We start from the raw sequence: 11,534 nt of genomic DNA on the forward strand, positions 1-11,534 counted from the left end.
GATCGGGCCTGGAGCTACCGTACCGCCGCATCGCGCACCTCCCGCAGAGCGAGCCACTGTGCACGCCGCTCCCGCTGCGCGACGGGGTCGGCGACGGGCGAGGCCAGGCGCAGCCGCTCGGAGTACGGATGCTCCGGGGCTCGGGTGACCTGCTCACCCTCGCCGACCTCCACGAGTTCGCCGCGGTACATGACGGCGACGCGGTGGCAGACGCGGCGGACGACGCCCAGGTCGTGCGAGACGAAGAGGTACGCCACCCCGGTGTCTCGCTGCAGCTCGATGAACAGATCGAGGATCGTCGCCTGCGTGGTCAGGTCGAGGGCGCTGACGGGCTCGTCGCACACGATGAGCCGCGGTCCGCGCACGAGGGCACGGGCGATCGCGATGCGCTGACGCTGCCCTCCGGAGAACTCGCTCGGGTAGCGGTCCATGGCCGATTCGGGCAGACGGACGCGGTCGAGCATCTCGCGCACCTTCGTCTCGGCAGACCTCGTCCCGATGCCGCTGGTGAGCAGCGGTTCGGCGAGGATGTCGCCGATCGTCATGGCCGGGTTCAGCGAGCCGTACGGGTCTTGGAAGACGACCTGGACGTCATCCGCGAGAGCGCGTCGGGCACGGCCGCCGAGTCTGCTGATCTCCTTCCCGTCGAAGCGGATGCTCCCGTCGGTCACGGGCGCGAGGCCGAGGATCGCCTTGCCGAGCGTCGACTTGCCCGAGCCGGATTCGCCGACCAGGCCGAGACATTCGCCCGGCGCGATGTCGAGGGAGACACCGTGCAGGGCACGGAAGGAGGTCCGCCCTCGGCCGTACTCCACGACCAGATCGCTCACTTCGAGCAACGCACTCATGCGTTCGCCTCGATCCTGGTGCGGTCGAGCGCGGCGCGACCTTCGGCGTCGTCGAGCGAGGCGGCGATCAGTTGACGCGTGTACTCCTCGGTCGGCGCGGCGAACAGCGAATCGACCGGTCCCGATTCCACGATGTCGCCGCCGCGCATCACGATCACGCGGTCGCAGATGTCGGCGACGACGCCGAAGTTGTGGGTGACGATGAGCAGCGCCATGCCGTACTCGGCCTGGAGTTCGCGCAGGAGCTCGAGCACCTCGGCCTGCACGGTCACGTCGAGCGCCGTGGTGGGTTCGTCGGCCACGAGCAGCGACGGCTTGCCCGCGATCGCGCCGGCGATGAGCACCCGCTGCGCCATGCCGCCCGACACCTGGTGCGGGTAGCTGCGCATCACCCGATCGGGGTCGGTGAGGCCGACACGCACGAGCATCGCCCGTGCCTGCGCCTCGGCCTCCGACCTGCGGAGACCGTGGGTGCGCCGCAGCGGCTCGACGAGCTGGCTGCCGATCGTGTACGAGGGGTCGAGATTGCTCATCGGCTCCTGCGGCACGTAGCCGATCTCGCGGCCGAGCAGCGCCTGTCGCTGCTTCGGCGTCGCCTTCGTCACGTCGGTTCCGCGCACCCAGATGGCATCGGCGACCGCCCGCCCGGTGGCGGGCAGCAGGTCGAGCACCGAGAACACGGTCTGCGATTTGCCGGAGCCCGACTCTCCCACGATGCCGACGACCTCGCCGGGGGCCACGTCGAGGGTGACGCCGTGCACGACCTCGGTCTCACCGGTCGGCGTGGCGTGCACGACCCGGAGGTTCTCGACCCGCAGCGCCGAATCCTCTGGCGCGTGCTGTGCGTGACCGGTGGCGGCGTGCCGCGGTGCCGTCGGGGTGGCCTCGGCGTCGGCACGCCGTCGGGAGACCCGCGGCGTGCGCACCTGCACGAGTTCGGCGAGCGTGGATCCCATGATCGCGAGCACCGCGATCGTGAGCCCGAGGGCCGCCGAAGGCCACAGCAGCATGAGCGGATAGGTGAGCATGAGACGGAAGCCCTCTAGCATCATCGCCCCCCAGCTGGGAACGTTGGAGTCGCCGATGCCGAGGAACTGGAGTCCGGCCTGCATGCCCATCGCGATGCCCGCCGTGAGCGCCGTCTGGATGATGACCGGCGGGTAGACGGCCCTGATGACGTGCCGGAAGATGATGCGCCCGTCCGACAGCCCGGAGACACGGGCCGCGTCGATGTAGGGCTCGTTGCGGACGGCGAGCGTCTGCGACCGCGCGATGCGGAAGTAGCCGGGCACCATGAACACGCCGACCGTGGCCATCAGCAGCTCGAAGTTGTTGCGGCTGCCCGCGGCCACCACGAGCAGGATGATCATGCCGGGGATCGACTGGAGTGCGTCGCTGATCCAGGTGGCGACCCGGTCGAACGTGCCCCCGAAGTAGCCGGCCGCGACGCCGGACGGCACGCCGATCACGAGCGCGGTGACGATCGTGATGAGCGCGCCCCACAGGGTCGTGCGGGTGCCGTAGATGAGACGACTCAGGATGTCGCGGCCGGTCGAGTCGCCGCCGAGGAGGTGTTCGGGCCCCGGAGGCGCCTTGGCTGCGGCGAGGTCGACGAAGTTGGGGTCCATCGGCGCGAGCAGCGGCGCGAAAACCCCCACGAGCACGATGAGGACGAAGATCGCCAGCGGGATGTACCCGCCGGGGTGCCGGAGGAAGCGACGGAACAGGCTCGACCGTCGCTTCTGCGCCGCCCGGTCGAAGGCGACCCGGATGTCTGTGGTGGTCATGCGACGCGCACCTTCGGGTTGATCCAGCCGAGCACGAGGTCGAGCAGGAGGTTGATGAGGACGACGAAGACGATGGAGACGACCGTGATGCCGAGGAGCATCGGGATGTCGCCGTTCTGCGAGGACTGGTTGGTGAGCTGTCCGAGGCCGGGGAGGCTGAAGATCTGCTCGACCACGATGGCTCCGGAGAGCAACCCCACGAACATCAGGGCGATGACGGTGAGGGCGGCCGGTGAGGCGTTGCGGAGGATGTGCAGGTTGACCCTGGTCGCCGAGAGACCGCGGCTGCGGAGAGTGCGCACCCAGTCCTGGCGGCTCTGGGTGATGACGGCATTGCGCAACTGCTCGGAGACGGCGACGATGCCGCCGAGGGCGAGCGAGATCGCCGGGAGGGTGATGGAACGCAGCCATCCGTCCACCGACTGCGTGGGCGGCACGTAGCCGACGGCGGGGAACCACTTCAGCTGCACCGCGAGCCACATGACGAGCACGAGGCTCACCCAGAAGCCGGGGAGCGCGAACAGGACGACGGAGATGCCCTTGATGATCCGGTCGAACCAGGTTCCCGGCCGCAACCCCGTGATCATCCCGAAGGCGATGCCGATGACAGCGGTGATCAGCGTCGCGAACGTCACGACCGACAGCGTCACGGGCACCTTGATCGCGAGCTGTGCGCTGACAGGCTGGAAGTTGCGCCAGGAGACGCCGAAGTCGAGCAGCGCGGCATGCGAGAGCCAGTCCCAGAACTGCACCAGGAGCGGACGGTCCAGACCGATCTTCTCGGCCAGGGCCGCTTGCTGGGCGGGACTCGCCGTGGTCCCCAGGAGCGAAGCGGTCGGGTCGCTGATGGCGAGGTGCGCCAGGAAGAAGGTGCCGATCGAGACCGCGACGAGCAGAAGGATGCCGGACAGCAACCGCTTCGCCGTGAACAGGAGCATGGGGACCTCTCGGAAGGTGGGGGTCGGAGGGGGAAGGGTGTCGGGGCGGCCGGCGTCGCGGCCGCCCCGACGGGCGTCAGCCCTGAGTGATGTAGCGCAGCGTCGGGAACATCATCCCCACCACCGGCTGCAGCTGGATGCCGGGCGCCGTGTAGTAGATGTTGTTCGCCTGGTACCAGACCGACCACCACGCCTGGTCGACGAGGGCCTTGTTGAGCTCCTTGACGGCGTCGGTCTGCGCGTCGCCGCGCTCTGTCTGCACCTTCTCGACGAGCGGAGCGATGACCTCGTTCTGCGCGTAGTCGGGCTCGGGGTTGAACCACTGCACGCTGGTCACCTGACGGGAGACGGTGGCCACGTCGTTGCCGTCCATCGCGAGGAACGAGATGAACATCGGGTAGTTCGGCGCGTTCAACTGGTAGTCCGGCATCTGCATGTTGTCCCACGTGACCTTCACGCCGAGCTCGTTGAGCGCCTGCTCGGCCGACGGCTTCCACATCTCGAAGATGGGCGACATCGGCATCGAGATCGCGAACCCGTCCGGGTAGCCGGCGTCGGCCAACAGCTCCTTGGCCTTGGTCATGTCGTAGGCGTACGTCTCGTTCAGCGACGGGTCGTTGATCGGCCCACCGTCGGGGAACACCTGGTTCGTGGCGACCCCGGCTCCGCTGCCGACGGCAGCGAGGACGGCGGCTCCGTCGAAGGCGTAGTTGAGCGCCTGCCGCACCTCGAGCTTGCCGAGAGGCTCGCTCTTGGCGCCGGTGTGGTCGGTGATCACGAGCCCCGCCCAGCCGGAGACGCGCTCGGCGGTGTTCCAGCCCTGCTGCTTCGCCTGCTCGAGGTTCGCGACGTCGCCGTACTGCACGTTGATCTGACCGCTGAGCATGGCGTTGTGGCGTGCGGTGGCGTCGGTGATCGGGAAGATCGCCAGCTCGGAGAACGGATAGGTCTCGGCATCCCAGTGATCGGCGGCCTTGGTGAAGTGATATTCGGCGCCGGCCACGCTCGTCGCGCTGTCGAGGACGTAGGGCCCGGAGCCGATCGGCTCACTGCCGAGCGTGCCCGCTTCGATCGACGCCGGGGAGGCGATGTAGCTGCGGCCGAGTCCCATGAGGTACAGGATCGTGTCGTCGCGCTGGGTGAGGGCGATACGGACGGTGTCGTCGTCGACCTTCTCGAAGGAGGCGGCATTGACGTAGGCCTCCCCGAACGAGCACCGGCCTTGAGGTATTCGAGGCTCGTGATCACGGCGTCGGCATCGACCGGGGTGCCGTCGCTGAACACGGCGTCGGTGCGGATGTCGAGGTCGATGCTGAGGTCGTCGTCTGCGACCTTCCACTCGGTGGCGAGCGACGGGATCGGGTTGCCGTCGGCGTCGAGGGCGATCAGGGCGTCGTAGACCGCGGAGAGGTACGGGCCGTCGAAGCCGATGTCGGCGAGCGAGGGATCCCAGGACGTGATGTCGAGGAAGTTCCCGATGTTGAGAGCATCGGGACTCTCGACATCGCTGCCGCCGGACGGCGAGGGTGTCGAGCCGCTGCAGCTGGTGAGCGCGAGAGTCGCGGCGACGGCCGCGACGAGCGCGAGGGGCATTCGTTTCATGGTTCCTTCTCTCGGGTGCAGGGGTGGTGAAGAAGGGGTGAGGTGCCGCTGACCGGAGGCCGGATCCGACGTCACTTCGATGTGTCGTGCTGGTTAGTCTACATGCGTGGAAAAAGAGCGCAAGAGCGTTTCCCGCTCCCGAGGCACCGACTCATGCCTCGGGGCGCACCGGCCTTGTCCGTGCGCGCAGGCATGGCCGGGCGTGGCGCATCCTGCCCTCGGATCGCAGCGCTCAGGCGGCGATGTCGAAGCGCGCTCTGCCACCCGGACGAGGTGTGCGGGCGGGGTCGACCGAGGCCGGCGGGAGGAACCACACCCTCGCGCACCCGCCGCCACCGTCGATGCGGACATCCCATCCGTTGTCATGGATGCGGTGGTGACAGGTCTCGCACAGCAGCACGCCGTTCGAGAGATCCGTCGGTCCGTGGTCGCGTCTCCACCACCGGATGTGATGCGCCTTCGTCATCTCGGGCGGCAGCCCGCACATGGCGCAGCCGCCATCCCGTTCCGCCAACGCCAACCGCTGTGCCCGTGTGAACAGGCGCTTCTCGCGCCCCCAGTCGAGCACTTCACTCGCGGCTCCGAGCACGCACGGGATCACTCCGCCGCCGGCGGCCATGCGCCTCGCAGATCCGATGCTCACCGGCTGCTCGATCCCGTCGATCTCGGCGGAGCCGGTGCCGGCCTCGAGGTCGTCGAGGCCCACCCTCACGACGATCGTGGCACCCGCCAGCGGCACCCTGGCCTCACATCCGAGCACGTGCGCGGCGAACACGGCGAGCGCATCAGCCTGAATCATCGGCACCGTGCGGCGGTCGGCGTCCGGCGCATCGGCGTCCGTCGCATCCTTCCGAGCGGCGAATGCGGCGGTCACGTACCCGCGGATCGCCGTGACGACGGGGGCTGCGGTCTCGGCGTCGAGGATCGCGTTCAGATGCAGCATCCCGTCGCGCTCATGAATGGTGAGCGATCGGCGGGAACGCTGCTCCTCGAGCCGCGGCTCCACACCATCCGGATCGAGCCACGCTTCTGCGCGAACCACCAGCTTGCGCACGTCGTCGAGAGCGAGCCCCGCCGCCTTCTCCACGAGCACCCGCTCCGCCTCGGCGACACGCACCGCTCCCGCCGGCAGTCGGCACCGATCCAACAGCGCGATGATCACCGCCGCCGCCTGGGCACTCAACACCCCCGCACCGAGCGCCTCGCGCACCACCGGATACTTCGCAGGCAGGGGCACACCCAAGAGGTCTGCGCGGGGCGCCACGGCTTCCCCGACCTTCACGAGCCGCGTCGCGTCACTCCGCGACACACCCACGGTCGCCGCGATCAACGTCGCCGGGTTCCGGAAGCCCTGCTGCTTCGCGAGGCTCTCCGCGCCCAACTCCGGACGGGACTCGCGGGAGATGCACGCGGCCACCTCGACGTGCACCGCATCCAACCGTCTCTGCAGCTCCCCGAGGGATGCACTCACCGCGATCAGCTGCTCGCGCGACAACTCGCCCGACTCGTCGGCGCCAGCCCACGCCGCGTCGAGGCGGGACATCGCCTCGTGCAGTACGGCCAACTTCGACATGACTCGATTCTACCGAAGCAGGTCGCGAGTTTCGAACATATCTTCGAATGGATGCCGGTATTCTGACGGTCGTTCCCGGTCGAGCGCTGCGCGCGGAAACCCCTTCCCTCCCGTGCGGTCCACGAAAGGCACTCGACGACAGACCGCCCGCGGCCGTCGGCCTGGCCACCTCTTCTGATCGCGATCGCCCTGGAGGTCAGCGCGACCCCTCTGCGGCCGAGGGCTTCACGCATCCGCTCTGGCTCATCGTCGTCGTGATCGGCTACACCGGCTCACTGGGGCTGCTGTCGGTCGCGCTCGATCGCGGGATGGCGATCGGCGTCGTGCTCATCGCGGCCGGTGTGGCGATGATCGAGTTCGGCGGCGCGCACTGACGCGAGCACGCAGACCGCAGCCACTCCGTGGTTCACTGGATCCGATCGCAACGGCCGAGAGGAAGAGGGCGCCGTGGGCACGTGGGGACCGGGGAACTTCGACGACGACACCGTCGCCGACGGACTGAGCGAGATCACGGACGATCTCATCGCGAAGATCGCCGAGGTGTTCGCCGACGAGGACGATGACACCGAGCTGCAGCCGGACGAGTGGGGCGGATCGATGGCGCCCGCCTGGCTGGAGATCCTCACCGACATCGGATCCGCCGGCCGCGTGGGGGCGACGTTCCCGCCGAGCAGCACGCTCGAAGCCTGGCGGGATCGCTACGTCCGCGTGTGGGACGAGTACATCGATGAGCTCGAACCCGATGAGGACTACCGCGTCGACCGGCGGCAGGTCATCGTCTCGACGTTCGAGCGCGCTCTGACCGTCGCCCGCGAGCGCGAGGCGTAGGCCCCCTTCACCACGCGCCGTCGGCCCGCACCTCGCGGTCGACCCGGCATCCGGCGAGCGCGGCACGCACCTCGGCTCCGTGATCCCGGGCGAGCGCGAGCGCCGCGTGGTTCTCCTCCAGCTGCGCGAGACGAGAGGCGCCGAACAGCACATTCGCGGTGGCGGGGTTCGACAGGCAGAAGGCGATGCCGAGTGCGGCCGGTGTGACCCCGAACCCGGCGGCGACGCGCGCGACCTCGGGATACACGGCGACGATCTGCTCACGGACGCCTCCGACGTCGGCGCCGATCTTCCGCTCGGGCACACGCCCCGTGGCCAGGATGCCGCCCTCGAACACATCGGACGCCTGCAGGGCGAGCGTGCCGTCGGCGAACAGCGGGCCGTAGGCATCGCCCTCCGCCATCGCCCTCCGAGCGATGCCGTACTTCAACTGCGCGAACACCGGACCTGCCACGCTCTGCTCCGCGGCCTCGGCGAGCGCCTCCCGTGTGTGCTCGATCCGCCAGTTGTTGATGCCCCAGGAGTCGACGAGCCCTTCGGCGATGAGCTCGTTCACGTCGGCGACGAGGCGCGGCATATCGGGGGCGTCGAGGTAGTCGCCCACCACGAGGGTGTCGAAGCGGTCGAGTCCCGCTCGCTCCAGCGACTCCTCGAGCTGCGCGCGGAATCCCTGGTTCGGCCAGTCCCACAGCCAGAGCTTGCCGCACAGCACGATGTCGGCACGATCGACGCCACTGGCTCGCAGCGCCTGCCCGAACAGGACGTCGGTCTTCGAGTTCTCGGCGTGCGGGCCCATGTTGTAGTACGCGACGTCGAAGAACCCGGCGTCCAGCTCCACCGCCCGGCGGATCATGGCGACCGCCTCGTCGGGCCCCATCCGGTCCCAGGTGTTCCACGATCCGAGCGCCAGCGGAGGCACGGGCACGCCTACGGGGTCCAGGCATTTCCGGGGATATGTCGTTTCGGGCATGGAGGCTCCTTCGCCTTCTCGAGACACGGGGTTGTGTTTTTCTATGTTTGTAGAATATAACGGAGACATCCCGTCAGAACAGCCGTCAGTGAGGACGAACATGACCGCATCTCCCCGCCGGATCCTGGTCACCGGAGGCGCATCCGGGCTCGGCCGCGGCATCGCCGCCGCCTTCCGCGACGCCGGAGACGAGGTCTTCATCGGCGATGTGAACGCGGATGCCGCGGCCGCCGTCGCTGCTGAGATCGGCGCGACGGCCCTCACGCTCGATATCAGCGACGAGACCTCCGTGCGCGCCGCGGCCGAGCGGGTCGTCGCCGACGGCGGACTCGACGTCCTGGTCAACAACGCGGGCATCGTCGCCGGCGGCGGCACCCTCCAGGAGGTCCCGGTCGACGTCGTCGATGCGGCCCTGCGGGTCAACGTGCGCGGCACCTTCCTCATGCTCCGCGTCTTCGGCGGTCTGCTCGCCGAGGCGGGACGCGGGTCGATCGTCAACATCTCCTCGATCGGCGCCCGCCAGCCCACCCCCGGCCTCGGCCACTACGAGGCGACCAAGGCCGCGGTCGACGCCCTCACCCGCACGGCCGCGATCGAGCTCGCCGCGGCGGGCGTGCGCGTGAACGCGGTCGCCCCCGGGCCTGTGCTCACGCCCCTGACCGCCGACTTCGCGTCGAACCCGCAGGCGCGCGCGGCCTGGGAGTCGCGCATCCCCCTCGGCTCGATCGCCGAGGTCTCCCAGATCACGCCGCTCGTGCTGTTCCTCGCGAGCGACGCCGCCAGCCACATCACCGGAGTCTCCGTCGCCGTCGACGGCGGACAGCTCCTGGTCTGACCGACACCGCCGTCTGGAGAACCATGTCCCTCCCCACGCTCGACCTGCCGCCCGCCCCCGGGCTTCCGACTTCGACCCGCGCCGCCGTGCTCACCGCGCACGGCGAACCGCTCACCCTGCAGAACCTTCCCCTCCCCGCCGAGATCGAGCCCGGCGCCGCCCTCGTGCGCATCTCGTGCACCACGCTGTGCGGCACCGACATCGAGATCTGGGAGGGCCGGATGAGCTTCCCCGGCATGCTCCCGATGGTGCTCGGACACGAGATGGTCGGCGAGATCGTCGCTACGGGGCCCGACCCGAAGGACGCCCTGGGACGCCCGCTCTCCCCCGGCGACCGCATCGGCTGGTCCGAGTCGACCTGCGGCGAGTGCCACGGATGCGTGGTGCTGCGCGAACCCGTCGCGTGCTCCCGCCGCGGCTACGGGTTCCTGCAGCGGGCCGACGTGCATCCCTTCGCCACCGCTGGACTCTCGGAGTATGCCTACGTGACCCCGGGGGCGGCGAAACTGCTGCTCCCGGCGTCGGTGAAGGACACCTGGGCGTCGATGGCCGGGTGCGCGGCCAAGACCGTGCTGCGGGCCTTCGAACGGGCCGGGCGCATCCGGCCCGGCTCACGCGTGGTCGTGCAGGGCGCCGGCGCGCTCGGCATCTTCGCCACGGCCGTCGCGAAGATCTCGGGAGCCGGCCAGGTCATCACGATCGGCGCCCCCGCGTCGCGCCTGGAACTCGCCGGACGCTTCGGCGCCGACGCGGTCGTCGACTTCCGCGACGGCCCGGTCGTCGAACAGGTCATGGCGCTCACCGGAGGCCGCGGAGCCGACCACGTGTTCGATTTCGCCGGCGCGCCGAGCGTCGGGCCCGACGCGATCGCGATGGCGGCACAGCGCGGCACGGTCGCCATCGTCGGGTCCACCGGTCCCGCAGGCGACGGCTTCCCGCTCAGCACGATCATGGGCAAGGAGCTCACGGTGGTCGGCTCGCTCAACGGCGACATCTCGGACTACTCGCGCGCGATCGACTTCTTCACCGCGTTCGCCGACCGCTTCCCCTGGGACGACCTGTTCAGCGCCCCGGTCGGCCTGGCCGACGCCTCCGCGAAGATCGCCCACATGCACCAACTCGATGAGGTCAAGGCCGTCATCGACCCGAGACGGTGAGGACCCCGTGACCACTCCCCTCCTGCCCCGCCGCGAGATCGGCCGCAGCGGCATCGACGCCTCGCTGTTCTCCCTCGGCTCCTGGCACACCTACGACCGGATGGACTTCGGCGACGCGGTCACGATGCTCCGGGCGGCCGTCGACCGCGGCGTGAACCTGTTCGACGTCGGCGTGTACTCCGCACCGGGAGCGCCGCCCGTCTTCACCGACGTGATCTTCTCGGCGATGGTGCGCGCCGCAGGGCTCCGGCGCGACGAGTGGCTGCTCTCGTCGAAGCTGTGGCTCGAGGCGTTCGGCGATGACGGGTTCCGCCCGCAGCTCGAGAACGCGCTGATGCGGGTCGGCGTCGAGCACGCCGACCTGGTGATCCTCGGCGACCTGCGCCGCGACGACCTCGCGCTGCGCGACCTCGTCCTCGACCTCGCCCGCCTCGAGGGGGCCGGACTCATCCGTGCCTGGGGTGTGAACAACTGGTCGGCGTCGAGCATCCAGACCCTGATCGACATCGCCGCCGCGGAGGGCGTCTCCGGGCCGCAGATCGCGCAGCTCAAATACAGCGTCTCCCGGCGCTCGATCCCCGACGGCGCGCCCTTCGCACGCCTGTGGGATCAGGGGCTGACGCTCCAGGCCTCCGACTGCCTGGAGGGCGGTGTGCTCGCAGGCAAGATCAACGGGGACAGGCAGATCGGCCGCGACCCCGGCGATATCCGGGAGCGGATCATCGCGGATGTACCCGCCTTCTCCGACCTGGCCTCGTCGCTCGACGTCTCACCCGCGCAGCTCGGGATCGCGTTCACGCTCACCCATCCGGCACTCACGACCACGCTGTTCGGCGCATCGAGCATCGACCAGCTGCGCGCGAATCTCGACGCCGCAGCCCTGGTCGACCGCATCGGCATCGAGGAGCTGCGCCGCCTCGTCGAGCCGTTCTGGGCCGACCGCGGGGTCGTCGACCCCGAAGGCCCCTGACCCGCCGCCCCCATCGCTTCCAGGAG

Annotated in this window: 11 protein-coding genes and 1 pseudogene; 5 read left to right on the forward strand and 7 right to left on the reverse strand. The window is 69.6% G+C overall.

Annotated features, from left to right (window positions below):
- Positions 1–14 precede the first annotated feature (14 nt).
- From MST3598_RS12255 to MST3598_RS12275, 6 genes and pseudogenes are all read right to left on the reverse strand, one after another.
- Entirely contained in the window at positions 15–848 is an 834-nt protein-coding gene (locus tag MST3598_RS12255; protein WP_029260438.1) for an ATP-binding cassette domain-containing protein, read from the reverse strand.
- Positions 845–2,635 (reverse strand): dipeptide/oligopeptide/nickel ABC transporter permease/ATP-binding protein, encoded by a 1,791-nt coding sequence (locus MST3598_RS12260; protein ID WP_029260439.1) that lies wholly within the window; start codon positions 2,633–2,635, stop codon positions 845–847. Before MST3598_RS12260 ends, MST3598_RS12255 begins: the two co-directional genes overlap by 4 nt.
- Positions 2,632–3,573: an ABC transporter permease gene (locus MST3598_RS12265; RefSeq protein ID WP_021201014.1), complete on the reverse strand. Its 942-nt coding sequence runs from the start codon at positions 3,571–3,573 to the stop codon at positions 2,632–2,634. The genes MST3598_RS12260 and MST3598_RS12265 overlap by 4 nt, the downstream gene beginning before the upstream one ends.
- A gap of 76 nt (positions 3,574–3,649) precedes the next feature.
- Positions 3,650–4,912, reverse strand: a complete 1,263-nt coding sequence (locus tag MST3598_RS12270; RefSeq protein WP_331716347.1) for an ABC transporter substrate-binding protein — start codon at positions 4,910–4,912, stop codon at positions 3,650–3,652.
- A pseudogene (locus MST3598_RS18815) lies at positions 4,840–5,175 on the reverse strand (ABC transporter substrate-binding protein); the annotation flags it as partial. The pseudogene MST3598_RS18815 and the gene MST3598_RS12270, both read right to left, overlap by 73 nt.
- 232 nt (positions 5,176–5,407) lie before the next feature.
- A complete protein-coding gene (locus MST3598_RS12275; RefSeq protein WP_029260441.1) occupies positions 5,408–6,748 on the reverse strand; it encodes an HNH endonuclease signature motif containing protein in 1,341 nt (446 codons plus the stop codon).
- Positions 6,749–6,795: 47 nt separating this feature from the next.
- Here MST3598_RS12275 and MST3598_RS18680 point away from each other — a divergent pair, with 47 nt between their 5' ends.
- Complete coding sequence (locus tag MST3598_RS18680; protein ID WP_231479874.1) at positions 6,796–7,122, forward strand: hypothetical protein; 327 nt, start codon at positions 6,796–6,798, stop codon at positions 7,120–7,122.
- 73 nt (positions 7,123–7,195) lie between these two features.
- A complete protein-coding gene (locus MST3598_RS12285) occupies positions 7,196–7,576 on the forward strand; it encodes a hypothetical protein (protein WP_029260442.1) in 381 nt (126 codons plus the stop codon).
- A gap of 7 nt (positions 7,577–7,583) precedes the next feature.
- On the opposite strand, the gene MST3598_RS12290 is transcribed toward MST3598_RS12285, so the two are convergent.
- Positions 7,584–8,546: an aldo/keto reductase gene (locus tag MST3598_RS12290; RefSeq protein WP_029260443.1), complete on the reverse strand. Its 963-nt coding sequence runs from the start codon at positions 8,544–8,546 to the stop codon at positions 7,584–7,586.
- A gap of 100 nt (positions 8,547–8,646) precedes the next feature.
- Here MST3598_RS12290 and MST3598_RS12295 point away from each other — a divergent pair, with 100 nt between their 5' ends.
- Genes MST3598_RS12295 through MST3598_RS12305 form a run of 3 tightly spaced genes read left to right on the forward strand, consistent with a single transcriptional unit; the run spans position 8,647 to position 11,508 of the window.
- Positions 8,647–9,381 carry an SDR family NAD(P)-dependent oxidoreductase gene (locus tag MST3598_RS12295; protein ID WP_029260444.1) on the forward strand — a complete coding sequence of 245 codons (735 nt, stop codon included), beginning with the start codon at positions 8,647–8,649 and terminating at the stop codon, positions 9,379–9,381.
- 23 nt (positions 9,382–9,404) lie between these two features.
- A complete protein-coding gene (locus tag MST3598_RS12300; protein WP_051671211.1) occupies positions 9,405–10,538 on the forward strand; it encodes a zinc-binding dehydrogenase in 1,134 nt (377 codons plus the stop codon).
- A 7-nt stretch (positions 10,539–10,545) separates the two neighbouring features.
- Complete coding sequence (locus MST3598_RS12305; protein ID WP_029260446.1) at positions 10,546–11,508, forward strand: aldo/keto reductase; 963 nt, start codon at positions 10,546–10,548, stop codon at positions 11,506–11,508.
- Positions 11,509–11,534 lie beyond the last annotated feature (26 nt).

This window comes from Microbacterium sp. TPU 3598, assembly GCF_002356155.1.
GTDB classification, from domain to species: domain Bacteria; phylum Actinomycetota; class Actinomycetes; order Actinomycetales; family Microbacteriaceae; genus Microbacterium; species Microbacterium maritypicum_A.

Excerpts from the sequence above, each read along its gene's own strand:
- MST3598_RS12255 (WP_029260438.1), bottom strand. The coding sequence starts at position 848 with ATGAGTGCGTTGCTCGAAGTGAGCGATCTGGTCGTGGAGTACGGCCGA.
- MST3598_RS12260 (WP_029260439.1), bottom strand. The coding sequence starts at position 2,635 with ATGACCACCACAGACATCCGGGTCGCCTTCGACCGGGCGGCGCAGAAG.
- MST3598_RS12265 (WP_021201014.1), bottom strand. The coding sequence starts at position 3,573 with ATGCTCCTGTTCACGGCGAAGCGGTTGCTGTCCGGCATCCTTCTGCTC.
- MST3598_RS12275 (WP_029260441.1), bottom strand. The coding sequence starts at position 6,748 with ATGTCGAAGTTGGCCGTACTGCACGAGGCGATGTCCCGCCTCGACGCG.
- MST3598_RS18680 (WP_231479874.1), top strand. The coding sequence starts at position 6,796 with ATGGATGCCGGTATTCTGACGGTCGTTCCCGGTCGAGCGCTGCGCGCG.
- MST3598_RS12290 (WP_029260443.1), bottom strand. The coding sequence starts at position 8,546 with ATGCCCGAAACGACATATCCCCGGAAATGCCTGGACCCCGTAGGCGTG.
- MST3598_RS12295 (WP_029260444.1), top strand. The coding sequence starts at position 8,647 with ATGACCGCATCTCCCCGCCGGATCCTGGTCACCGGAGGCGCATCCGGG.
- MST3598_RS12300 (WP_051671211.1), top strand. The coding sequence starts at position 9,405 with ATGTCCCTCCCCACGCTCGACCTGCCGCCCGCCCCCGGGCTTCCGACT.